At 70.1% G+C, this 21,636-nt stretch carries 24 protein-coding genes; 7 read left to right on the top strand and 17 right to left on the bottom strand.

What is annotated here, in order from left to right; genetic code table 11:
* Positions 1-24 precede the first annotated feature (24 nt).
* A complete protein-coding gene (locus tag ACFWQC_RS26770; protein ID WP_378685365.1) occupies positions 25-957 on the top strand; it encodes a lysophospholipid acyltransferase family protein in 933 nt (310 codons plus the stop codon).
* A gap of 21 nt (positions 958-978) precedes the next feature.
* Here the strand turns inward: ACFWQC_RS26770 and ACFWQC_RS26765 are convergent, their stop codons facing one another.
* Positions 979-2,061, bottom strand: a complete 1,083-nt coding sequence (locus tag ACFWQC_RS26765; RefSeq protein WP_378685362.1) for a Vms1/Ankzf1 family peptidyl-tRNA hydrolase — start codon at positions 2,059-2,061, stop codon at positions 979-981.
* A gap of 44 nt (positions 2,062-2,105) precedes the next feature.
* On the bottom strand, positions 2,106-2,540 hold the full coding sequence (locus ACFWQC_RS26760) for a hypothetical protein (protein ID WP_378685359.1): 435 nt from the start codon (positions 2,538-2,540) through the stop codon (positions 2,106-2,108).
* Positions 2,541-2,690: 150 nt separating this feature from the next.
* On the opposite strand from ACFWQC_RS26760, the gene ACFWQC_RS26755 reads away from it, so the two are divergent.
* Entirely contained in the window at positions 2,691-3,116 is a 426-nt protein-coding gene (locus ACFWQC_RS26755; RefSeq protein WP_378685356.1) for a hypothetical protein, read from the top strand.
* Between the two features lie 7 nt (positions 3,117-3,123).
* Positions 3,124-3,996 carry a serine/threonine-protein kinase gene (locus ACFWQC_RS26750; protein WP_378685353.1) on the top strand — a complete coding sequence of 291 codons (873 nt, stop codon included), beginning with the start codon at positions 3,124-3,126 and terminating at the stop codon, positions 3,994-3,996.
* A gap of 69 nt (positions 3,997-4,065) precedes the next feature.
* Here the strand turns inward: ACFWQC_RS26750 and ACFWQC_RS26745 are convergent, their stop codons facing one another.
* The 3 genes from ACFWQC_RS26745 to ACFWQC_RS26735 are packed head-to-tail and all read right to left on the bottom strand — an operon-like array spanning position 4,066 to position 6,441.
* A complete protein-coding gene (locus tag ACFWQC_RS26745) occupies positions 4,066-4,731 on the bottom strand; it encodes a response regulator transcription factor (protein ID WP_378685350.1) in 666 nt (221 codons plus the stop codon).
* The gene (locus ACFWQC_RS26740) at positions 4,716-6,182 is read right to left on the bottom strand and encodes a sensor histidine kinase (protein WP_378685348.1); all 1,467 of its coding nucleotides are present in this window, start codon (positions 6,180-6,182) and stop codon (positions 4,716-4,718) included. The genes ACFWQC_RS26745 and ACFWQC_RS26740 overlap by 16 nt, the downstream gene beginning before the upstream one ends.
* Entirely contained in the window at positions 6,169-6,441 is a 273-nt protein-coding gene (locus tag ACFWQC_RS26735; protein WP_378685345.1) for a hypothetical protein, read from the bottom strand. The genes ACFWQC_RS26740 and ACFWQC_RS26735 overlap by 14 nt, the downstream gene beginning before the upstream one ends.
* Before the next feature lie 104 nt (positions 6,442-6,545).
* Between ACFWQC_RS26735 and ACFWQC_RS26730 the strand changes: the two genes are divergently transcribed.
* A complete protein-coding gene (locus ACFWQC_RS26730) occupies positions 6,546-8,087 on the top strand; it encodes an AMP-binding protein (RefSeq protein ID WP_378685342.1) in 1,542 nt (513 codons plus the stop codon).
* A 17-nt stretch (positions 8,088-8,104) separates the two neighbouring features.
* Here ACFWQC_RS26730 and ACFWQC_RS26725 read toward each other — a convergent pair whose 3' ends face one another.
* The 12 genes from ACFWQC_RS26725 to ACFWQC_RS26670 form a co-directional block, all read right to left on the bottom strand.
* On the bottom strand, positions 8,105-9,802 hold the full coding sequence (locus ACFWQC_RS26725) for a phytoene desaturase family protein (RefSeq protein ID WP_378685340.1): 1,698 nt from the start codon (positions 9,800-9,802) through the stop codon (positions 8,105-8,107).
* Positions 9,803-9,884: 82 nt separating this feature from the next.
* Positions 9,885-10,547, bottom strand: coding sequence for a TetR/AcrR family transcriptional regulator (locus tag ACFWQC_RS26720; protein WP_378685337.1), 663 nt, complete (start codon positions 10,545-10,547; stop codon positions 9,885-9,887).
* A gap of 42 nt (positions 10,548-10,589) precedes the next feature.
* Entirely contained in the window at positions 10,590-11,060 is a 471-nt protein-coding gene (locus ACFWQC_RS26715; RefSeq protein WP_378685334.1) for a hypothetical protein, read from the bottom strand.
* A complete protein-coding gene (tatC, locus tag ACFWQC_RS26710) occupies positions 11,048-11,833 on the bottom strand; it encodes a twin-arginine translocase subunit TatC (RefSeq protein ID WP_378685331.1) in 786 nt (261 codons plus the stop codon). Before tatC ends, ACFWQC_RS26715 begins: the two co-directional genes overlap by 13 nt.
* Positions 11,830-12,021, bottom strand: coding sequence for a twin-arginine translocase TatA/TatE family subunit (locus tag ACFWQC_RS26705; RefSeq protein WP_378685328.1), 192 nt, complete (start codon positions 12,019-12,021; stop codon positions 11,830-11,832). Before ACFWQC_RS26705 ends, tatC begins: the two co-directional genes overlap by 4 nt.
* A 30-nt stretch (positions 12,022-12,051) precedes the next feature.
* Entirely contained in the window at positions 12,052-13,041 is a 990-nt protein-coding gene (locus ACFWQC_RS26700) for an intradiol ring-cleavage dioxygenase (RefSeq protein ID WP_378685325.1), read from the bottom strand.
* 105 nt (positions 13,042-13,146) lie between these two features.
* Complete coding sequence (locus tag ACFWQC_RS26695) at positions 13,147-13,395, bottom strand: zinc-ribbon domain-containing protein (protein WP_378685322.1); 249 nt, start codon at positions 13,393-13,395, stop codon at positions 13,147-13,149.
* A gap of 21 nt (positions 13,396-13,416) precedes the next feature.
* Positions 13,417-15,060 (bottom strand): amidohydrolase, encoded by a 1,644-nt coding sequence (locus tag ACFWQC_RS26690; RefSeq protein WP_378685319.1) that lies wholly within the window; start codon positions 15,058-15,060, stop codon positions 13,417-13,419.
* Positions 15,060-15,893 carry an ABC transporter permease gene (locus ACFWQC_RS26685; RefSeq protein ID WP_378685316.1) on the bottom strand — a complete coding sequence of 278 codons (834 nt, stop codon included), beginning with the start codon at positions 15,891-15,893 and terminating at the stop codon, positions 15,060-15,062. Before ACFWQC_RS26685 ends, ACFWQC_RS26690 begins: the two co-directional genes overlap by 1 nt.
* Positions 15,890-16,798: an ABC transporter permease gene (locus ACFWQC_RS26680; protein ID WP_378685313.1), complete on the bottom strand. Its 909-nt coding sequence runs from the start codon at positions 16,796-16,798 to the stop codon at positions 15,890-15,892. Before ACFWQC_RS26680 ends, ACFWQC_RS26685 begins: the two co-directional genes overlap by 4 nt.
* A complete protein-coding gene (locus ACFWQC_RS26675; RefSeq protein WP_378685310.1) occupies positions 16,791-17,996 on the bottom strand; it encodes a spermidine/putrescine ABC transporter substrate-binding protein in 1,206 nt (401 codons plus the stop codon). Before ACFWQC_RS26675 ends, ACFWQC_RS26680 begins: the two co-directional genes overlap by 8 nt.
* Positions 17,993-19,135, bottom strand: coding sequence for an ABC transporter ATP-binding protein (locus tag ACFWQC_RS26670; RefSeq protein WP_378685308.1), 1,143 nt, complete (start codon positions 19,133-19,135; stop codon positions 17,993-17,995). Before ACFWQC_RS26670 ends, ACFWQC_RS26675 begins: the two co-directional genes overlap by 4 nt.
* A gap of 155 nt (positions 19,136-19,290) precedes the next feature.
* Between ACFWQC_RS26670 and ACFWQC_RS26665 the strand changes: the two genes are divergently transcribed.
* The 3 genes from ACFWQC_RS26665 to ACFWQC_RS26655 are packed head-to-tail and all read left to right on the top strand — an operon-like array spanning position 19,291 to position 21,548.
* Complete coding sequence (locus tag ACFWQC_RS26665; protein ID WP_378685305.1) at positions 19,291-20,088, top strand: Nif3-like dinuclear metal center hexameric protein; 798 nt, start codon at positions 19,291-19,293, stop codon at positions 20,086-20,088.
* Between the two features lie 57 nt (positions 20,089-20,145).
* A complete protein-coding gene (locus ACFWQC_RS26660) occupies positions 20,146-20,862 on the top strand; it encodes a zinc ribbon domain-containing protein (protein WP_378685302.1) in 717 nt (238 codons plus the stop codon).
* Complete coding sequence (locus ACFWQC_RS26655; RefSeq protein WP_378685299.1) at positions 20,859-21,548, top strand: histidine phosphatase family protein; 690 nt, start codon at positions 20,859-20,861, stop codon at positions 21,546-21,548. Before ACFWQC_RS26660 ends, ACFWQC_RS26655 begins: the two co-directional genes overlap by 4 nt.
* Positions 21,549-21,636 lie beyond the last annotated feature (88 nt).

The following is a 21,636-nucleotide window of genomic DNA, read 5'->3' as shown; positions in this document are numbered from 1 at the left end:
GGCGGCGGGAGCGAGGAGGTTCGCATGAGTGGCTTCTGGAAAGACACCGCCCGCGACGTACGGCTCTTCCAGCGGGGCTGGCGGTGGGGTCACCGGGCGCAGGTGCCGCGGTCGGCGGAGCCGTTCGTGCCGCCGGCGACGACGACGGTCTTCGACAACGAGTGGTCGCGCAGGCCGGCCGCGCGGGCGGTCAGGGAGGTCGCGCAGGCCGGGCTCGAGGCGGTCTTCCGGTCGCAGGTGAAGACCCAGGTCGAGGGCCTCGATATCCTCGAACGCCTCGACGGGCCGGTGATCTTCGTGTCCAACCACGCCTCCCACCTGGACACCCCGCTGATCCTGCTGTCGCTTCCGGACAAGTGGCGACGCAAGACCGCGGTGGCGGCCGCGGCCGACTACTTCTTCGACACCTGGTGGCGGGCGGTGGGCTCCTCACTGGTCTTCAACACGCTGCCGATCGACCGTCGTGGGGGCGCGCTCGCGAATGCGCCCGGTGAGGTGCTCGCCGACGGCTGGTCGCTGGTCGTCTTCCCGGAGGGCACCCGGTCCAAGGACGGCACCGTCGGCCGGTTCCGGTCCGGCGCCGCCTACCTGGCCATCGAGTACGGCGTCCCCGTCGTCCCGATCGCCCACCGCGGCACCTACGCGGCGATGCCGCGCGGGGTGAACTGGCCCGGCAAGGACAAGTCCGGTGGCCGCCGTCAGCTGACCGTACGCTTCGGGGAGCCGCTCCGCCCGGCCGAGGGCGAGTCGATCCGCGAGTTCGCGCCCCGGATCCGGACGGCGGTGGCGAGGCTGCTGGATGAGGACGCCACGGACTGGTACGCCTCGATGCGCCGCGCTGCCGAGGAGCGCACGCCCGACCCCGCCGGTGAGGAGATCGCCGAGTGGCGCAAGGTCTGGGCGGCCACGGAGTCCCCCGACCCCGAGCCGGACCGGCTCAGGGCCTGGCGCCGCTGAGCCGGGGTCGAGTCGGCCGGGTCAGGCCCAGCGCAGCAGCGCGGCGACGGGTGCGTCGCCGAGCAGGCTGGAGGGCAGGACGCACACCTCCGCATCGGTGAGGACCGCAGCGGCGACGAGTGCCTCGCCGGCCTCGACCGGACCGGAGACCGGCGCCTCGCCGAAGGTGAGACCGGGATGGTCGGCAGGGTCGAGCATGCGCCCCTCCAGCGCGCCGGGGTCGATCAGCAGGGTCTCCACACGGCCGGTGACGAAGGCGTCCGCGACGTCGCGTACGCCGGTGGCGGCGCGCTCGCCACGGCCCCAGGCCTTCTCGAGCCGCCCGACCAGTTCGGTGCGGCGGCGCACGACCCGGTCCAGCAGGGCGCTGCGGATCGCGTCGTCGCGAGCCTGGTCGCCGCCGTCCTCGGCGCGTTGCCCGCTCGCCAGCTCGACCACCTCGGCGCGAAGGCCGGCGAGACCCTCGCGCAGCCTGCCCAGCGTGGTCGGGTCACCGCCGATGAGCACGAGCTCGTGGCCGTGGTCACGGACCAGCCTGGTCACCTCCTCGGCGACCTTGTCGGCGTTGTGGCGCCAGACGTTGTCGGTGGTCTGCTGCATGCGGAAGGCCGCCCAGCCGACGTTGTCCTGGACCTTGTGGACGTGCTCGAGCTCGTCGCCCTCCACGGTTGTCCTGCTCGTGGGCTGCGGCAGTCCGGAGTCCCACAGCGAGATGTCGCCGCCGGTGTGGTCGGCCAGGACCAGCACGAACGGCATCGAGGTCTCGCGCGCGGCTATCCAGGAGCCGAGGTCGGGCAGCGCGTCCCAGGTCGCGACCGGGTTCGGGACCTCGGCAGTGGCGACCTCGTCGTAGGCGATCCCCTCGGGCGTCGCGACGACCACCCGCGCGAGCGGGGCCGGCTGGTGCACGTTCGCCGCCAGCCGGTCGGAGACCTGCGCGACGACGCCCGGGGGAGCCCCCTGGGCGGAGAGCTCCTCACAGGCGGCTCGCACCCGCAGCTCCTTGGCGTGGGCCGCGTTCTCCGCATCCTGGCTGACATCGGCCAGCACGGTGGCGTACGGCCCGGGTCGGGTCAACAGGTTGGTGAATCCAGCGGTGTCCATACCGGTGTGGTACCCACCGGCGAGAGATCTGACACGGCCCAGGCTCAGCCGGCCGCGCAGGTCACCTCGGTGACGTGCCACTCCTCGTCCTTGCCCTCCCCGGAGCGGTCTACGACCAGGGTGAACACCGACTGACCGCCGTCCGGGGTCAGCTCCACCGTGGCGCCGTTCTCGGTGAGATCGGTGGAGGTGATGCGCACCTTCTCCAGGTGACCGCGCGCGTCAGCCGTCTTCTCGGTGGGCGGGGTCTGGACCGAGGGACAGGCCCGCGCCCACTGCGCCACCAGCTCCGGCTTCGCCTCGACCGTGGTCCAGCTCGTGGTCCGCGCGAACTGGCTGGCGGCCGTCTCGGACTGCTCGATGGCGTGCTCGCGGAAGCGCGAGCGTGAGTAGCCGTACCCGGCGACGGAGATCAGCACCCCGACCAGCAGCAGTACACCGACCTTGAGCGCGATCTCGCGCCGCTCGCTGCTTTGCACGGGACGTTCCTATCACCACCGGCCCCAGGACCCGAACCGGCTCGCGGATGAGAGAGCTCTCATGGTCATCTCACGATCACCTCACCGCGGGTCGAGATGGTTCTTGCATGGCGCCGGGAACACCCGGGGCAGAACCTGAAGGGACGAATGATGAAGAAGCTTCCGATGATCCTGGGGACCGGCCTGGTCGGCGTGGTCGCGGCCGCTGTGTTCAGCTACCAGAGCGCTGCCGCTGTCGATGACGACGGCTATGCCAAGCGCGAGGAGAAGTCCAGCACCCAGGTGAACACCGTCGACGATGACGACGACAACGACGCCGACGACGTCACCCGCGACGCCGCCGGCAACGACACCGCGACCAACGGCACCGGTGTGACCCGGGCGACCAAGGACAACACCCGCGACAACACCCGCGACAAGGTCACCCGCGACGACCAGACCAAGGACGACAACACCAAGGACAACACCAAGGACAACACCAAGGACAACACCAAGGACAACACCAAGGACAACACCAAGGACAACACCAAGGACAACACGCGGAACGACAACACCAACGACCGGACCCAGGGCTGAGTCGACGATGACCGACACCTGGGGCCTGGTCCAGGGTGACGCGATCACCCCCGAGCTGACCGCGATGCGGCTGCTCGGGGGCGGCTCGTCGTACGAGGCCTACCTGGCCTTCGACGAGATCACCTACGGGCCGGTCGTCGCCAAGGTCCTGCGACCGAACCTGATCGAGAGCGAGACCAGCCGCAACGCGCTGCGGCGCGAGACCGACGCACTGACGCAGCTGCGTCACCCCGTCCTCGTCCGCGGCCTGCGCGAGGACCTCGACGGCGAGCGCCCCTACGTCGTGATGGAGCACGTCGAGGGCCCCCGGCTCTCGACGCTGATCCGCCGCCACGGGCGCCTGCCGGAGCAGCAGTACCTGCCGCTGGCGCTCGACCTCGCCTCGGCGCTGCACTACCTGCGCCGCTCGGGCTGGGTGCACCTCGACGTCAAGCCGAGCAACCTGATCATGGGCTCGCCGGCCCGGCTGATCGACCTCTCCGTGGCCCGGCCGATCGCCGCGGCGGCCGCGCTGCGCCACGAGATCGGCACCGACGCCTACATGGCGCCCGAGCAGTGCCTGCCCGGCGAGCGCGGCGAGGTCGGCCCCGCCAGCGACGTCTGGGCTCTGGGCGCGACCCTCTTCCACGCCGTCACCGGCGAGCGGCCGTTCCCCCATGGCGACCCGTCGGCCGCTGACCGCACCGAGCGCTACCCGCAGCTCGTCTCCGGCCCCGGCGACCTCCCCAGGCGTACGCCGCCCGAGGTCGTCAAGGTCGTCGAGGCGTGCCTCGCCCCGGCCGCCGGTGACCGACCGGCCCCGGCGGAGATCGCCGAGACCGTCTCGCCCGCCCTGGAACGGCTCCCGCGAGCCTCGCTGGGTGGCCTGCGGATCCACTGACCCTTCTCCCATCCCCTGCGGTTGAGGGCCCGGCGCCTGCCGGGCCCTCAACCGTTCCCGGTGCCGGGATCAGGGCTGGAAGCGGTAACCCATGCCGCGCACGGTCTCGACCCGGGCCGAGCCCAGCTTCTTGCGCAGGTAGCCGACGTAGACGTCGACGACGTTGGAGCCCGGGTCGAAGTCCATGCCCCAGGCCAGGTCGAGCAGCTGCGCCCTCGACAGCACCTGCCCGGGGTGCCGCAGCAGCACCTCCGCCAGCGCGAACTCCCGCGCCGAGAGGTCGCTCTCGCGCCCGTCGACGCGCAGTCGCCGCGTACGCAGGTCCAGACCCACCGAACCGGAGCGGAGCTCGCCCACCTCGGCGTCGGTGTTGTCCTGCTGCCGCAGGCGTACGTTGATCCGGGCCCGCAGCTCGGCGAAGCGGAACGGCTTGGCGAGGTAGTCGTCGGCGCCGCCCTCGAGCGCGGAGACGGTGTCGTGCACCGAGTCGCGGGCGGTCAGCACGACGACCGGCATCCGGGAGCCCTGGGCGCGGAGCTGGTCGAGTACATCGAAGCCGTCGATGGTCGGCAGACCGATGTCGAGCACCATCAGGTCGAAGGCGCCGCTGAGCGCCTCCTCGAGCCCCTCGAGCCCGTCGGCGACGGTGCTGACCTGGTGGCCGTCGGCGCTCAGGCCCTTGGCGAGAAAGGCCGCGATGCGGTCCTCGTCCTCGACGATCAGGATGCGGGCCATGCCTCTCCTTCGGTGCGTGCGGGCAGGGTGATCGTGAAGCGGGCGCCGGGTCGAGCGTCCTCGACGCCCACGGTGCCGCCGTGGGCGGTGGCGATCGCGGAGACGATGGCGAGGCCGAGCCCGAGTCCCGGCCGGTCGCCCGAACCGGTCTCGGCGCCGCGGGCGAACCGATCGAAGATCCGGTCCCGGTCCTCGGCCGGCACACCCGGTCCGGTGTCGCGCACCCACAGGCGCAGGCTGCCGTCGACGGTCGCCGAGCCGATCGCGATCCGGTCGCCGGGCGCGGTGTGCCCGGCGGCGTTGTCGCACAGCTGCAGCATCGCCTGGGTGACCCGCTGCGGGTCCAGGCGCCAGGTGCCGGGAGTGGCCGCGTCGAGGTGCCAGTCGCGGTCGGCCAGGGCGCTGGCCTTGGCCAGGATGTCCTCGGTGAGGGTGTCGACGTCGACCTCCTCCAGGGTGAGGAAGTCGGGCCGGTCGTGCTTGGCCAGCAGGATCAGGTCGCCGACCAGACGGCTCATCCGGTCGACCTCGTCGAGCGCCAGCCGCCGCGTCTGCTCGACCTCGGCCGGGTCGGACTCGTCGAGGAGCTCGAGGTGGCCGCCGATGATCGTCAGCGGCGTACGCAGCTCGTGACCGGCGTCGTCGAGGAACTGGCGCTGGTCGGTGAACGCCTGTTCCAGGCGGGCCAGCATGTCGTTGAAGTTCCTGGTCAGAGCCGAGATGTCGTCGTTGCCCGACTCGGGCAGCCGGGCGGAGAGGTCGCTGGCGTTGACCGCGCCGGTCGCCTGCCGGAGCCTGGTCAGCGGGGCCAGCAGCCGCCCGGACTGCCAGGCCGCGACCACGGTGACGAGCAGGGCGAGGAGGGCGGCCACGATCGTGTAGGTCCGCATGGTGCTGCGCAGCTCGGCACGGTCCTCGTCGAGGTAGGAGACGACCAGGAGGGCACCCTCGGTGGTGCCCTGGGCGTTGTCCTGCCGCACCGGCTGGCTGGTGATGCGTACCTCGCCGTCGGCGGTGTCGAGGTAGGTCGTGCCACCGTCGCGGACCAGTTCGCGTACGGCGCTGCGGAACCGTGGCGATTCGACCAGCGGGTCCTCGGGGAAGTGCGCGCGCGGCCGGCCGTCGACCCAGGCGACGAGGAGCTCGTCGTCGTCGGGCACGTTGCGGCTCAGGAACGTCCGCAGCAGGCCCTCCACGTCGTACGGCGCCCTGGTCTCGGGATCGATGCCCTCGGTGCGCAGCCTGGAGAACTCGTCGAGCTCCTGCTCCATCTCGCGTGTGGTCGCAGCGTCGACCCGGCTGAGCTCGACGACGTAGACGATGAGCCCGGCGCCGGCCAGGGCGAGGGTGACCAGCAGAGCGACCGAGGCGGTGATCCGGGCGCGCACGGACAGCCCCCGGCGCCGCGGGGTCGGTGTGGCCCCGGGTGGCTGAGGGTCAGTCGTCGTCATGGCGGTCGTCGCGGTCATCGTCGTCGTCATCATCATCGTCGACGGGACCAGGGGTGACGACCGGGACCCCCGAGGGATCCGTGCTCGATGAGGAGCCCGGAGATCCGGGCGAGGAGGGCGAGACGCTCTCCGAGGGCAGCACGACGGGCTCGCGCGGCGGCGGGTCGTTGTCGGACGCTCCGGCGAAGGAGCCGGCCAGGTAGACGCCGACCGCCATCAGGACGACCAGCGGGAGGACGAGTTTCAGGGTGCGGGACATGACCCTCCGATAGTGCCTGACCACCTGTCCGATGTGGGGGTCCATGAGAGACCTCTCATCGATACAGTGATCCGGGTCACCACTTGCACCTGGAGGTAACGCCTGTGTTCGTCCCGTTCAGCGTCAACGACTTCATCGACCGTGCCGCATCCGTCTACGGCGAGCGGGTGGGCATCGTCGACGAGCCCGACCAGCCGGCGGCCTCCCTCGGGGAGGTGACGTACGCCGAGATGAAGTCGCTCGCCAAGCGGATGGCGGCGAAGCTGGACGAGCTCAACATCGGGGTGGGGGAGCGGGTCGCGATCGTCTCCCACAACTCGGCGCGACTGTTGACCGCGTTCTACGGCGTCTCCGGCTACGGCCGCATCCTGGTGCCGGTCAACTTCCGGCTCCGTCCCGACGAGGTCTCCTACATCGTGGAGCAGTCCGGCGCCTCGGTGCTCTGGGTCGACCCGGAGGTCGACGAGGCGCTCAAGGACGTGACCGCCAAGCACCGCTTCGTGCTCGGCGACGACGACAACCTCTACGCCGCCGAGGGTGTCGAGCCGAAGCCGTGGGAGCCGGACGAGAACGCGACCGCGGCGATCAACTACACCTCCGGCACCACCGCCCGGCCCAAGGGCGTGCAGATCACCCACCGCAACATCTGGACCAACGCGATGACCTTCGCGCTGCACGCCGGCTGCAACGACCGCGACGTCTACCTGCACACGCTGCCGATGTTCCACGCCAACGGCTGGGGGATGCCGTTCGCGGCGACCGGCCTCGGCATCAAGCACATCGTGCTGCGCAAGGTCGACGGGATGGAGATCCTGCGCCGCGTACGCGACCACGGAGTCACCTACATGTGCGCCGCCCCCGCGGTGGCGGCCGCCGTGCTCGACGCGCTCCCGCAGTGGCAGGCCACCGAGGGCGAGATCCCCGGACGGGACAGGGTCCGGATCATCATGGCCGGTGCGCCGCCGCCCACGAAGACGGTCGTCCGCGTCCAGGAGGAGCTCGGCTGGGAGTTCATCCAGATCTACGGCCTCACCGAGACCTCGCCGCTGCTGACCATCAACCGCACCCGTGCCGAGTGGGACGACCTCGACCCGATGGAGCGCGCCGCGAAGCTGACCCGCGCCGGCGCGCCCGCGATCGGGGTGAGCCTCGACATCTCGCCCGACAAGGAGGTCCTGGCCCGCTCCAACGTCGTGCTCGAGGGCTACTGGGAGAAGCCGGAGGAGACCGAGAAGGCGCTGGCCGATGGCTGGTTCCACACCGGCGACGGCGGCAGCCTCGGCGACGACGGCTACCTCACCATCTCCGACCGCATCAAGGACGTCATCATCACCGGCGGCGAGAACGTCTCGAGCGCCGAGGTCGAGGACGTCCTCTTCCTGCACCCCTCGGTCGCCGAGGTCGCCGTCATCGGCATCCCGAGCGAGAAGTGGGGAGAGACCATCCTGGCCCTCGTCGTCCTCGCCGAGGGCGCGCAGGCGACCCAGGAGGAGCTGATCGCCTGGAGCAAGGAGCGAGCCGCCGGCTACAAGGCGCCGACGGTCGTCGAGTTCCGCGACTCCCTGGCGCGTACGGCCACCGGCAAGCTGCAGAAGTTCAAGCTCCGCGAGCCCTACTGGGGTGATCGCGAGCGCAAGGTCAACTAGACGATCCGTCGGGTCGCTCAGGCCGTCGCCCTGGGGCGACGCCGGGCGGCCCGACGGATCACCGAGCCCGGTTTGGAGGCCAGGAGCGGGTCGAAGTCGTCGGTGATCGGGGTCAGGTCGGCCTCATCCACGAAGACCGCGCCGTCGCGTACCTCTGCGGCGAGGTCGCGACCGAGCACGGCACCGGCGGTGCCCATGCCGCCCCAGATCGTGGCGTTGATGCCGAACATGTGCTCCGTGCTGGCGCCGGCGAGGAACAGCCCGGGGATGTGGGTGGTGACCCGCGGCCGGAAGGGGCCGAGGTTCTTGATCAGCGGCGCGATGCCGTAGCAGGAGCCGTCGCTGGTCAACGTGAAGCGCTCCTGGGTGATCGGCGTGGAGGCCTCGCAGAAGACCATCCGCTCGCGGATGTCCGGGATCATCAGCTCGGCGGTGTCGAGCACCCGCTGGGTGAGCTGCTCCTTGAGCTGGAGGTAGCGCTCGTCGCGGCCGTAGGACGCTCCGTCGGTGGGGTCCTCGGAGACGTTCCAGAACTCGTGGTCCTTCGGCGCCCAGCTGACCAGCTCGAGCGTGGAGTACCCCGCCGGCGCCGAGTGGGTACCCTCCGGGTCCTTGGCGGTGGGGCAGCTGATCCCGACGGGCATCTGCTCAGGACAGCGTCCCGCCTCGACCTCGCGGTAGTAGCCGTCGACGTCGTTGGTGGGCCACACCCACGCCAGCGGCGGCGTGTCTCGTTCGCGCAGGTCTACGTCGAGGGCGACATAGACCGCGAACATCGGCAGCGTCATCTCGAGGTCCTCGAGCCGGCGCCGCAGGCGGCGGGTCAGGTGCTCGTCGCCGACCAGGTCGGCCCAGGTCTTCTTGAAGTCCGCGGCGGAGACGACGACCTCGGTGCGGATCTCCTCACCGTCGGCCAGACGTACGCCGACCGCACGACCGTCCTCGATGAGGATCCTCTCGACGCGCGCCTTGGTGCGCACCCGGCCACCGTGCGCGGTGATCACGTCGGTGAGGTGGGCGCCGATGACCTGCCCGCCGCCGCGCGGGTAGTAGGCGCCGGCCTGGAGGTAGTGGTGGAGGAAGCCGGCGTGCATCGCGGTGGGCGTGCGGTAGGGCGGCCAGGTGTAGTCGCCGTTCTCGGCGAGGATCACGGCCTGCGCGTCAGTGCTCAGGCCGCAGGCGTCCATCAGCTTCGTGATCGGCCGGATGCCCCAGCGCAGCAGGTGGTAGGGGCGCAGCCGCGGCTGCTCCCCGGCGGCGATGATCCGCATGATCCGTACGCAGCGGCGCAGACCGGCCTCCTCGCTGGGGAAGGCCGCGATGAGCCGGTCGAGGTAGGTGTCCCAGCCGGTCGGCGTCTGGAAGGTGGTGCCAGGGATCATCACCTGGCAGTGGCCCTCGGGTCGCTGCCGCAGCCACTTGATCCGTTCGGTCAGCGCGAGGCCGGACAGCGCGGTCTGCATCCGGCCGCCGGGGCCGCACTCGCCGACGTAGTGGGTGCCGACGTCGAACTCGAACTTGTTGCCTGCGCGGCGGAAGACCTGGGTGCTGCCGCCGACGACCTGGTTGGCCTCGAGCACCAGGACCCGCTTGCCGTTGGCGGCGAGGTAGGCCCCGCAGGTGAGGCCGCCCGGCCCGGCGCCCACCACCACGGCATCCCAGGTGTCGTCGTCGGCCTCGTGGCCCGGAGTGGGGGGTGTCGCGGTCTGCGTCATCACCGGTCGCTTTCGGAGCAGTAATTTGGAGTCGGACTCCAGTTAACTCGTTTCGACCCGTTCCGCCAAGACCCGATGTCCCTCAGGCGGGAGGCGGAGCCTGGATCAGACCCTCGAGCAGCACCAGGCCGGCTTCGATCACGGCCAGCTCGACACGCTCGGGCTCCACCGCCAGTGCGTCCCGGCGCAACGCCAGCGCAGCCACCCCGTTCCAGGATCCGAAGAGGAAGTAGGACAACAGCTCCGGATCCACCTTCCGGATCGCGCCGGAGTCCACCGCGTCACGGATGCTCTGCTCGAACTCGCCCCGCAGCTCGCTGAACCGCTCGACGACCAGATCCTCCACCGCCGACCGGGGGCCGCGTTCACCGGTGACCATCAGGTACTTCACCACCGTCGGGTGCTCCAGCAGCAGCTTCAGGTAGGCCGACCCGACGCCGGCGAAGCGCTCGAGCGGAGTCGTCTGCGCGGCGTAGGCCGACCGGAGGGTCTCGGTGGCGACCGTGAGCACTCGCTCGGTGACGGCTGCCATCAGCCCGTCCTTGGTGCCGAAGTGCACATAGACCGAGGCCGGAGAGATCCCCGCCAGGGCGGCGACGTCCTCGATCCGGATCTCCTCAGGGGCATGCTGCGACAACAACTGCTCGGCGGCGTCGAGTACCCGGGCGCGGGTTCGCTCCCGTCGACGCGTCCCGCGCGCCGCGGCGTCGCCGGCCGGTTCCTTCGGCTTCTGGGCGTCGTTCACCCGATCAGGGTAGGGCGCAGCCGACTCGGCGCTGGTGGGACATCAGCGCCGAGTCGGGGGTTGGGCGGACTCCTCCACGAGGCGGTCGACCTCAGCCAGGAGGAGCTCGGTCTCGTCGTCCGCGGCCGCAGGTGGGACGTGGGCGGCGAGGCGGCGGGGGTCGTCCACCGGCAGAGAGTCGATCAGGATCCGGCGAGGATGGGCGGAGCCGCCGGTGACCAGATACTTCTGTCCGGGACGTACGCGGCTTGCTTGTTCCTCCAGGTCAGCCTCGTCTGCAGGCTGCGCGGTCGCCGGCTCGGGGAGTGCCTTCCGCACGATCAGGCGCGGGTCGTACTGGCGTACGTCCAGGGTTTCGAGGTCCGCCCGCGCCTTGGACGCGTCGATGAAGCCTCGGACCGAGCGGATCAGCTCGGCGAGCCGGTGGGTGTAGATCGGGAGCCGCTGGGGGCCGATCACGAGGCCGGCGACGATCGCGACCAGGAAGAGCTTCTCGAAGGTCAGGCCGAACATGGCTGGCTCCTGATCAGTCGGCGGTCGTGCAGGTGGGTGATGAAGACGGCGGCGGCGAACAGGGCCGACATCGGCGCGGCGACGAGGAACATCGACAGCACGTCGGCAGCCGGTGTCACCAGCGCGCTGAACAGCACGATGACGACCACGATGGCGCGCCAGCCGCGCCGCAGGGTGCTTGCGGGGAGCAGGCCGAGCGCGTTGAGCACCACCACGAAGACCGGGAGCACGAACGCGACCCCGATCGCGAGGACCATCTTCATCACGAAGTCGACGTAGTAGCCGGCGTTCAGGATGGTGCTGTCCTCGGCCGACGAGAACCCGGCGAGCATCTCGACCATGTGCGGGAAGAGCAGGAAGCCGAAGGCGCATCCCGCGGCGAAGAGCGGGATCGCGGCGGCCAGGAACCCGAAGGTGTACTTCCGCTCGCGGCGGTTCAGCCCGGGGGTGACGTACGCGAAGAGCTCGGCGAGCCAGATCGGGCTGGAACCGATCACGCCGGTGAAGAGCGCGATCTTGAGCTTGAGGTCGAAGGCGCCGGTGACGGTGTCGTAGTTGAGGCTGGCGTCCTGGGACTGGGCGATCTGCTCGATCGGGGAACGCAGGACCTCCAGGATCTGGTCGGAGAGCCAGAAGCCGACGACCACGCCGACGAGGAGCGCCACCGCCGCACGGATCCCACGCCTGCTCGCCTCGCGCAGGTGGCCGGCGACGGGCATGGTCCCCTTGGCGGTGACCGTTGGGGTGTCCGGTGCGGCGGTGGCGGTGGTCATGACGCCCTGCGGTCAGCCACGGCCTCGACCGTGGCGGGCTGCGCCTCGGCGTCGTGGGTCTCGTCCTTGAGGATGCGTACGGACTGGCCGACGCTTCGGGCGAGGGCCGGCAGCTTCGCCGAGCCGAAGACGAGCAGGATGATGGCGAGGATGACGAGGGCGTGCCAGCCCGTGAGGTTCTGCAACATGATGATCTCCTGGATGATGGTCTGGACGAGTTACTGGGTCGGAGGCTCCGGCGGGGTGCCACCGTCACCACCCTCGGGCGGGGCACCGCCGCCACCGGGCGCGCCGCCCATGGAGGCCTCGGTGGTGGTGTCGACGGCGACGGCGAGCGAGCCCTTGTAGCCGGCGCTCGGGCTGCCGCTGAACTTGCCCATCTCGAGGTCGTAGCCGTCGCTGAAGACGTTGTCGTTCTCGAGGCTGACCTTGGCAAGGTTGTCGGCCGAGCCCGCGTAGGCGTCGTCCTGGTAGACCTTGCTCAGCATCTTCTCGGGGAAGGCGACCTGCGAGGTCGCGATGGCGTTGTCGCCGGTCGTCGCCGAGTCGGCGTCGGGGTAGACCTCGAAGTGCATGTGGGTCCAGCGGCCGTCGTAGCAGCCCGGGACGATCGTCTTGAAGGTCACCTGACCCTTGGCGTCGGCGACCTGGACACCGCGGAGGTACGTCTCGTCCTCGACGCCCTCGGAGTACATCGAGTAGAGGCCCTGCGCGTCGCACTGCCACAGGTAGACCGCGACACCCTCGAAGGGCACGTTGTCGTTGGCCATGTCGGTCACGGTGAAGGTGAACTCGAGCGGCACACCGTCGACCGTGGTGCCGCCGTCGAGGCTGGAGGTGATGTCGCTGCGTACGATCCCGGACTCGGTCAGCACGTTGGTGCCGTTGGTCCCGTCGGCCGGGTAGGGGCCGTTGGTCTCCTGCGGGATCTCGCCGTCGGCGGTCGTGGAGGTGTTGGAGGCGGAGCCGCCGGTCGAGGTGCTCGAGGAGCCGGACGAGCTCGAGCCTGACGAGCTGGCGCCGCAGGCGGCCAGGGCGGCTGCCCCGACCCCGACCCCGACGAGCCCGAGGACCCGGCGACGGGTCAGCAGCGTCGAGATGTCGAAGCCGGCACCCTGGTCGACCACCTCCTCCTCGGGGCGGGTCAGCAGGCGGCCCTCATAGGCGGGGCCTTCAGGGGTGTTCTCGGGTTCGGGTACGCGGCTCATTCGGTTCTCCTTGACGTCTGTCTGGTGCGTTGACCTGACTCTGACGTCCGGATCCGTGAGGACCTCCTGTCCGGGCTGTGGGGTTCCTGTGAAAGCCGCCGAGGATCAGCCGACGCTCGGACGTGGGGCGGACCGGAGCTGGTCCGCCTGCTCCTTGGACAGCTTCGAGGCGTAGCCGCAGTAGGTGCAGTCCATCCGCCGCGACTTGCTGACGGGGAAGAGCGGGATGAAGAAGAGGGTGAACTTGTTGACGACCTCGAACAGGCGATGGGCCGCCTGCTGGCGGCAGTGGGGACAGACCAGCGAGAGCGTGGCCAGCAGTCGCGTGTAGGTCTTGAGCCCGAAGATGATCATGCCGACGAGTCTTGCACGCGCTCAGCGCCGGTGGACCTCGCGACCGTCGACGTAGGTGTTCGTCACCCGGGTCCGGGCGAGAACGGTCGTGTCACCGTCGAGGATGTCGTGGTCGACCACGACCAGGTCGGCTGCGTACCCGGTCTCGATCCGGCCCGTGGACCCTTCGAGACGGTTCAGGTAGGCGGTGCCGGTGGTGTAGCCGGCTAGGGCCTCGGCGACCGGCAGCGCCTCCTCGGGCAGCAGAGGGGCGGTGTCGGCGGGCTGGTCGGGGGAGCGGCGGTTGACCGCGACGTGCATGCCGAGCAGCGGCGCCGGGTCGGAGACCGGCCAGTCGCTGCCGCACGCGATCCGGGCACCCGTACGCAGCAGCGACCCGAACACGTACTGCTGGTCGCGGGCAGCCGGTGCCAGGAACGGCAGGGTCAGCACCTCCACCGCCTCGTCCAGGCACGCCCACAGCGGCTGGATGTTGGCGGTGACCTCGAGCGCGGCGAACCGAGGTACGTCGGCCGCGTCGACGACCTGGACGTGGGCCAGATGGTGGCGCAGCCCGCTGGCCCCGTTGAGCGCCCGCGCGTGCTCGATCGCGTCCAGGCTGTCGCGGACCGCGCGGTCCCCGAGCGCGTGGATGTGCGCCTGGAACCCGTTGGCGTCCAGCGCCGCGACGTACGTCGCCAGGGCCTCGGCCGGGATGAAGGAGAGCCCGCGGTTGTCGGTGAGATGACCGTGGGAGTCGAGGTAGGGGTCGAGCATGGCGGCCGTGTGCGTCTCGCAGACGCCGTCCTGCATCAGCTTCACGCTGCCCGCGTCCAGGCCCACCTGAGCGGCAAGAGCGCGACGTTCGATCAGCTCGGGCAGCTGCTCCAGGCCGCGGTCGCGGTCCCACCACTGGGCGAGGACGACCTTCGCGGTGAGCACGCCGGAGCCGTTGGCGGCGAGGTAGGTCGGCAGCGAGTCCGGCATGCCGAGGCCGGCGCCGACCAGTGCGTCCTGCCAGCCCACGATGCCGACGGAGTGCAGGTGCCGCTGCGCGGTGAGCAGCGCGTCGGTCAGGTCGCGCGAGGTCGGGGCGGGAACCAGCGAGCCGACCAGCGCCATCGCGCCCTCGTGCAGCGCGCCGGTGGGCCGGCCGGTGGGGTCGCGCTGGATGCGCCCGTCGGCGGGATCGGGCGTGCTGGCATCGATGCCCGCGAGCTCGAGCGCGCGGCGGTTCACCCAGGCGGAGTGGTGGTCGCGGTTGGGCAGGAAGACCGGCCGGTCGGGAAGGAGCCGGTCGAGGGGCTCGGCGCTCGGCACCCCGCCCGGGAAGGAGTCCATCGACCAGCCACCGCCGCTGATCCAGGCACGTCCGGGGTTGGCCGCGGCGTAGGAACCGATGGCGTCCAGGTAGCTCTCGAGGGTCGAGTGACCGGTCAGGTCGCACTGGTTCATCTCCAGCCCGGCCTGGATCGGGTGGACGTGGGAGTCGTGGAAGGCGGGCAGGACCCAGCGACCGTCGAGGTCCTCGACGACCGTTTCGGGACCGACGAGCGCGTCGAGAGACGCGCCGACGGCCGCGATCCGCCCACCCCGGACGGCGAGAGCCGCGTCCTGCCAGCGTCCCCCGCGCAGCACGCGGCCACCGCGCAGCAGCAGGTCCACCGGGAGGGCGTCAGAGCCCATCAGTTGACGGCCATGGTGTCGGTGACCGAGGAGCCCGAGCGCTTGAGCACGAGCGCCACCAGGCCGAGGACCAGGAGCGTGAAGACCAGCAGGATCGTGGAGACCGCGGCGATCTCGGGCTTGAGACCGGAGCGGACCGAGGAGAGTACGTAGACGGGCCACGAGGTCGTGCCGGAGACGTTGATGAACGAGGAGATCACCGTGTTGTCGAGGCTCAGCGTGAAGGCCAGCAGCCCACCGGCGAGCACCGCCGGCCCGACGAGGGGGATCGTGACCTTGAAAAACGTCGCCACCGGCCGTGCGTAGAGGTCCGCCGAGGCCTCCTCCAGCGACGCGTCCAGACCGACCAGGCGGGCCCGGACGATGTAGGTGACGACCGCTGTCGCGAAGAGCGAATGGCCGACCACGAGGCGTACGTAGCCGTTGTTGAACGGCAGCAGCGACCAGTCCTGCCCGAGCGTCACGAACCAGGGGAGAAGCGCGATGCCGTCGACGATCTCGGGCGTCACCGAGACCAGCAGCAACAGCAGCGTGAACGGGCCCGCCCAGCGGCCCGGGAACCGGGCCATCGCCATCCCGGCCAGGGTGCCGAGCACGCTCGCCAGCAGCGCGGCGACCACGGCGGTCTGCAGGGAGACGGCGACGGTGTGGCGTACGGTCGGGCGCTCGATGATCGCCTTGAACGGCTCCAGGCTGAAGCCGTCCCAGGCGGTGAGAAGTCGGCCGCCGTTGAAGGAGTAGATGCCGATCACGATGATCGGGGCGAACAGGAAGAGGAAGACCAGGGTCGTCCACGCGCCGAGCGCGAGATTGGTGCCGGAGGGTCTGCTCATGCGGTCACCTCGTTGGTGTGGACGGTTCCGATGACCAGCTTGCTGCGTCTGTGCAGGAGCCATCCCACGCCCCACATCAGCGTGATGGCGAGGACGACGATGAGCATGGTGAGCAGGATGAGGACGACCGCCATGGCCGAGCCCAGCGCCCAGTTCTGCGCGGTCAGGAACTGGCTGGCGATCAGGGAGCCGACCATCGTGCCCTTCGCGCCGCCGAGGACCGCCGGGGTGACGTAGTCGCCCATCATCGGGATGAAGACCAGGACGATGCCGGCGATGATCCCGGGCCGCGCCAACGGCAGGGTGACCTGGAAGAACGTCCGCAACCGGTCGGCGCCGAGGTCCTTGGACGCCTCACCGAGGGCATTGTCGACGCGGTCGAAGGCGACGTACATCGGCAGGATCATCAGCGGCAGATAGTTGTAGATCAGGCCCAGCAGCACCGCGCCGCGGGTGTTGAGCAGATCGTGCGGGTCGGCGACCAGGCCGACGTCGGTCAGGAACCCGGCCAGCGCGCCCTCGGAGGACAGGATCACCTTCCAGCCGATCGTCCGGATCAGGAACGAGGTCCAGTAGGGGACCATCACCAGGGCGACCAGCAGTCCGCGACGGTTCGCGGGGACCTTCACCGCCATGAAGTACGCAGCCGGCAACGCGATCAGCAGGCAGGCGACGGTGCCCAGCACGCTCATCCACAATGTCGCCCGGAAGATCGTGAAGAAGGTCGGGCTGAACGCCTCGGCGTAGCGGTCCAGCGACATCACCGCGTTGCTGTGGGTGCCGAACATCCCCGGCTTCTCCCCGAAGCTGAACCAGGCGATCTGCAGGAACGGCACCACGAAGAAGACCGTCAGCCACAGCCACGCGGGTACGGCGAGGACGAAACCGGGGAGATGCTTACGCACTGGCGGCGGCCTTCAGCTTGTCGTAGACCTCCGTACGCCGGTCCTGAGCCTCGTTGACGGCGCCGTTCTTCATGGTGGCGAGCTGCTCGTCGGTGAAGAAGATCATCTCGGGCAGCTCGACACCGCGCTCGGCCGCCATCTCCTCGATGCCCAGCGCGCCGGTGTTGTAGCCGATGTAGTCCATCTCCAGGAACGAGTTCTCCGGCTCCAGCACGTAGTCGAGGAACGCGTGCGCGGCCTCGGGGTGGGGCGCACCGGTCGCGATGCACCAGTTGTCCATCCACAGCTCGGTCGTCGGGCCGGGCAGGACCCACTTCCAGCGGTCGGGCTGCTTGTGCTCGAGGATGCCGAGGCGGGAGTCGCCGTTCCAGTTCTGCATCAGCGCGAAGGTGTTCTGCTGCATCGCGCCGGTGGCCGGGTAGGAGTCGAAGCCGGCGATGTGCGGTGCCCACTTCTCGACCGCCTCGGCCTCGTAGGCGTCGTAGTCGGCCATGTCCTCGGTGTTCCAGTCGATGTCGTTGGCCCAGAAGTAGAGGCCGGCGACACCCTGCGGGTCGTCGAGCAGCGAGGTCTTGCCCGAGGCCTCCTTCTCCATCGCGTCGATGAAGTCGTTCCAGGTCACCAGATCGCGCTTGATCACGGTGGTGTCGTAGACGAACCCGGTGGTGCCCCAGCACTTGCACACCGAGTACTCGTTCTCCGGGTCCCAGTCCTGGCCGAGGAACTTCGGGTCCACCTTGGCCATGTTGGGGATCAGGTCCTTGTTGAGCGGGACGATGATCTCGTTCTCGATCAGCTGCGGGATGTAGACCCCGGTCGGCACGACGATGTCGTAGCCGCTGGTGCCCTCGGCCGCGACCAGCTTCGAGATCAGCTCCTCGTTGGAGCCGTAGGAGTCGAGCGTCACCTTCGGGCCGGTCTTGCTGAAGGCGTCGATCACCTCGGGGGAGTCGTAGTCGCCCCAGGTGTAGATCGACAGCGACTTCTCCACCGGCCCGCCGGTCGCGCCGCCGCCAGGCTCGACCGCGGTGGACGCCCCGCCTCCCTCCGAGCCACAGGCGCTCAGCGCGACGCCGGCACCGGCGAGAGCGGCCAGGCTCAGGAAGTGGCGCCGCGAGAGCTCCTGGCGGATCGCTCGCGCACCGGCATGGCTGGCCAGGATGCGTACGTTGCCACTCTTGTTGACAGGCTTGTTCACTGTGGGCTCCTAGCGGTGGACGGGTCGAGCGGAGTGTCGAGGGGGAAGAGACGTACGTCCTCGCCGGCCCAGCCGCAGAGGACCGGGTCGCCGGGGGAGAGCCGGGCGGCGCCGTGGGTGGGGCGGCGGATCAGCAGGCTGAGCTCGTCGGTGACCTTGACGAGGTACTGGATCACCTCGCCGAGGGGGGAGACCTGGAGGACCTCGCCGGAGACGGAGTTGAGGCCCGCCGTCACCGTCCCGGACTCGGCCCGTGGCTCGATCGAGATCATCTCGGGCCGGATCGCGGCCTGGTGGGGCTCGCCGGGCTTCCCGTCGGGCTTGGCGGGACCCTCGATCACCACGAAGGGGGTCTCGACGGTGGTGCCGTCGGCGCTGACCTCGCCGTGCAGGAAGTTCTGCTGCCCGACGAAGCCGGCGACGTACGCGCTCGCGGGCTGGTTGTAGACGGTCTCGGCGTCGGCGAGCTGCTCGATCCGCCCGGCGCGCATGATCGCGATCCGGTCGCTCATCGCGAGCGCCTCGTGCTGGTCGTGGGTGACGAAGACGAAGGTGATCCCGAGGCGGGACTGGAGGAGCTTGAGCTCGAGCTGCATCTCCTCGCGCAGCTGGCGGTCCAGGGCGCCCAGCGGCTCGTCGAGGAGGAGGACGCCGGGACGGTTGACCAGCGCCCGGGCGAGCGCCACCCGCTGCTGCTGGCCGCCCGAGAGCTGGGCCGGGCCGCGGTCGGCGAAGTCGAGCATCCGCACCATCCGCAGCGCCTCGACGACCCGTTCGCGGATCTCGGCCCTGGGCGTCTTGCGCTGCTGCAGACCGTAGGCGACGTTCTCCGCGACGGACTTGTGCGGAAACAGCGCGTACGCCTGGAAGACCGTGTTCACGTCGCGCTGGTACGGCGCGAGCCTGACCACGTCCTTGCCGCCGATGACGATGCTGCCCGAGTCGGGCTTCTCGAACCCGGCGATCATGCGTAGCGTCGTGGTCTTGCCGCAGCCCGAAGGACCGAGCAGCGAGATGAACTCGCCGGCCCGGATCTCGAGGTCCAGGCCGTCGACCGCCGTGGCCTGGCCATAGGTCTTGGTCAGGCCGGTGATGGTTACCGAGCCGGAGGGTTGGTCCGGGGTAGCTGTCGTGGTCATCGCTGCTCCAGTCGATTGTTCACTTAGCGCTGCATTCCACCACAGGATCCGGGGAAAAGTACGGAATCAGTTGTAAAAGAACGGTTACGAACTCGATTTCGTGTACGTCGCTGCCGCTGAGTGCGGCCCCGGTCTCGGGATCTAGGGTTTACCCCATGTCGACCCCGCCCACTCTGTCCACCGTCACCTCGTTGCTGGACGACTGGTACCCGCCCGCGACCGCCGACGAATGGGATGCTGTCGGGCTGGTCTGGGGAGAGCCCTCGCAGCCCGTCTCGAAGGTGCTCCTCGCCGTCGACCCGACCCTCCCGGTCGCCGAGGAGGCGGCCGCGTGGGGTGCGGACCTGGTCGTGGTCCATCATCCGCTGTTCCTGAAGGGCGTTCACGGCTTCGCCGCGACGACCCCCAAAGGGCGTACGCTCTCGACGCTGGTCTCCGCACGGTGCGCGCTGCTCACCGCCCACACCAACGCCGACCAGGCCCTCGGCGGCGTCTCGGAGTCGCTGGCGCTCGCGCTCGGGCTGAGCTCGCTGCGGCCGCTGGTGCCGGGGCTCACCCCTGACATCGGCACCGGTCGCGCCGGGACCGTGGAGCCGACCACGCTCGGCGCGTTCGCCGAGTCCGTGGCAGCCGCACTGCCCGCGACCGCGGCCGGGATCCGGGTCGCCGGCGACCTCGACCGGCCGGTCTCCTCGGTGGCGCTGTGCGGTGGCGCGGGCGACTTCCTGCTCGACCAGGTGGCTGCGTACGACGTCTATGTGACCAGCGATCTGCGCCACCATCCGGCCTCGGAGTTCCTCGAGAAGGGTGGTGCGCTGATCGACATCCCGCACTGGGCGGCGGAGTGGACCTGGCTGCCTGTCCTGGCGAGGCGACTGAACGAGGCTTTGGGAGATACGGTGGAGGCCCGGGTCAGCCAGATCGTCACCGACCCGTGGACACTGCGTCTGTAAGAAAATCGTGTGTGAACAACTGAGGAGAATCCGCTGAAAGCCGACCCGTTCGCCCAGGTGAAGCTGCTCGACGTGTGTGAGCTGGACTCGCGTGCGCTCCAGCTGCGCCACCGCCGTGCGCATCTGCCGCAGGCCGCCGTCGTGGCGGAGCTGCAGGCATCGAAGAAGACCACCGACGATGCCGTACGCGACGCCCGGGTCACGCGCGACGACCTCGAGCGGGTGCAGAAGAAGGCCGACGCCGACGTCGAGTCGGTCAAGACCCGTCGCCGGCGCGACCAGGAGCGGATGGACTCCGGGGCGATCAGCAGCGCCAAGGACCTCGAGCGCATGCAGCACGAGCTGGCCACCCTCGACCGCCGGATCTCGGTGCTCGAGGACGAGGAGCTCGAGGTCATGGAGCAGCTCGAGGAGGCTCAGGCGGCCGTGACCCGGCTCGAGGCCGAGCTCGCCGAGATCACCGAGAAGCTCGCGGTCGCGGTCGACTCCGTCGACGTCGAGACCTCGAAGATCGACGGCGAGCTCGCCGGGGTCGCCGAGGAGCGGACGCCGGCGCTCGAGGGCATCCCCGACGACCTGCTCGCCCTCTACTCGCGGCTGAGCGACAAAATGGGTGTCGGTGCCGCCGAGCTGCGTGCCCGCCGCTGCGGCGGCTGCAACCTCCAGCTCGACCCGGCCGAGATCTCCCGCATCCGCGGCCTCGCCGCCGACGAGGTCGTCCGCTGCGAGGAGTGCTCCCGCATCCTGGTCCGCACCGCCGAGTCGGGTCTGTGAGCACGTCGTCCACGTCGCGGGGGTGGAGTGGTGGCGCGGCGGCGACGACCCTGGTCCTCGTACGCCACGGGGTCACCAAGCACACCGCCGCCAAGGCGTTCTCCGGCGGCCTCGGCGGCGACAACCCGCCGCTGACCCAGGAGGGCCGCGAGCAGGTGATGCTCACCGCGGAGTGGCTCAAGCCGCTCGCGCCCTCGGTCTCGACCGTCGTGACCTCGCCGGTCCTGCGCACCGTCGAGACCGGTGAGCTCGTCGCCGGTGCGCTCGGTGCCCGGTTGGTCGAGGAGCCCGCGTTCGCGGAGATCGAGTTCGGGGAGTGGGAAGGGCTCACCTTCGGTGAGGTCGCCGAGCGGTTCCCCGACGAGATGAAGACGTGGATGGGGGCGACCGAGGTAGCGCCGCCGGGCGGCGAGTCCTTCGACTCCGCTCAGGCCCGCGTGCTCGACGGCCTCTCGCGGGTCCTCGAGGCGCACGCCGGCGAGACCGTCGTGGTCACCTCGCACGTCTCGCCGATCAAGCTGATCGTCGCTCACGCACTGGGAGCCCCGATCGGCGGAGTCTTCAGCATGGAGCTCTCGCCCGCCTCCGTCACCGTCGTCTCCTTCTTCGCCGACGACCGCGCCTCCATGCGCCTCTTCAACGGCCTCCCGGTTTCCCGCGACCACTTCGCCGCCAACACCTTCTGACGCGGCGGTGACCGTGTTGGTCACGACACGCTCGCTGGCGCTCGCGGCACCACCCACCGGTTGCAAGCTGGTAGAGCCCCCCGGGCCC

The sequence above is a fragment of the Nocardioides sp. NPDC058538 genome (genome assembly GCF_042719275.1).
In the GTDB taxonomy this organism is placed as follows: domain Bacteria; phylum Actinomycetota; class Actinomycetes; order Propionibacteriales; family Nocardioidaceae; genus Nocardioides.
This window is presented reverse-complemented; position numbering and strand designations above follow the sequence as displayed.

What these genes read in the sequence shown, in the direction of transcription:
- ACFWQC_RS26670 (WP_378685308.1), bottom strand. Translation starts at nt 19,135, where the DNA reads ATGACCACGACAGCTACCCCGGACCAACCCTCCGGCTCGGTAACCATC.
- ACFWQC_RS26770 (WP_378685365.1), top strand. Translation starts at nt 25, where the DNA reads ATGAGTGGCTTCTGGAAAGACACCGCCCGCGACGTACGGCTCTTCCAG.
- ACFWQC_RS26695 (WP_378685322.1), bottom strand. Translation starts at nt 13,395, where the DNA reads ATGATCATCTTCGGGCTCAAGACCTACACGCGACTGCTGGCCACGCTC.
- ACFWQC_RS26745 (WP_378685350.1), bottom strand. Translation starts at nt 4,731, where the DNA reads ATGGCCCGCATCCTGATCGTCGAGGACGAGGACCGCATCGCGGCCTTT.
- ACFWQC_RS26740 (WP_378685348.1), bottom strand. Translation starts at nt 6,182, where the DNA reads ATGACGACGACTGACCCTCAGCCACCCGGGGCCACACCGACCCCGCGG.
- ACFWQC_RS26700 (WP_378685325.1), bottom strand. Translation starts at nt 13,041, where the DNA reads ATGAGCCGCGTACCCGAACCCGAGAACACCCCTGAAGGCCCCGCCTAT.
- ACFWQC_RS26765 (WP_378685362.1), bottom strand. Translation starts at nt 2,061, where the DNA reads ATGGACACCGCTGGATTCACCAACCTGTTGACCCGACCCGGGCCGTAC.
- ACFWQC_RS26690 (WP_378685319.1), bottom strand. Translation starts at nt 15,060, where the DNA reads ATGGGCTCTGACGCCCTCCCGGTGGACCTGCTGCTGCGCGGTGGCCGC.
- ACFWQC_RS26715 (WP_378685334.1), bottom strand. Translation starts at nt 11,060, where the DNA reads ATGTTCGGCCTGACCTTCGAGAAGCTCTTCCTGGTCGCGATCGTCGCC.
- ACFWQC_RS26725 (WP_378685340.1), bottom strand. Translation starts at nt 9,802, where the DNA reads ATGACGCAGACCGCGACACCCCCCACTCCGGGCCACGAGGCCGACGAC.
- ACFWQC_RS26755 (WP_378685356.1), top strand. Translation starts at nt 2,691, where the DNA reads ATGAAGAAGCTTCCGATGATCCTGGGGACCGGCCTGGTCGGCGTGGTC.
- tatC (WP_378685331.1), bottom strand. Translation starts at nt 11,833, where the DNA reads ATGACCACCGCCACCGCCGCACCGGACACCCCAACGGTCACCGCCAAG.
- ACFWQC_RS26750 (WP_378685353.1), top strand. Translation starts at nt 3,124, where the DNA reads ATGACCGACACCTGGGGCCTGGTCCAGGGTGACGCGATCACCCCCGAG.
- ACFWQC_RS26735 (WP_378685345.1), bottom strand. Translation starts at nt 6,441, where the DNA reads ATGTCCCGCACCCTGAAACTCGTCCTCCCGCTGGTCGTCCTGATGGCG.
- ACFWQC_RS26705 (WP_378685328.1), bottom strand. Translation starts at nt 12,021, where the DNA reads ATGTTGCAGAACCTCACGGGCTGGCACGCCCTCGTCATCCTCGCCATC.
- ACFWQC_RS26685 (WP_378685316.1), bottom strand. Translation starts at nt 15,893, where the DNA reads ATGAGCAGACCCTCCGGCACCAATCTCGCGCTCGGCGCGTGGACGACC.
- ACFWQC_RS26665 (WP_378685305.1), top strand. Translation starts at nt 19,291, where the DNA reads ATGTCGACCCCGCCCACTCTGTCCACCGTCACCTCGTTGCTGGACGAC.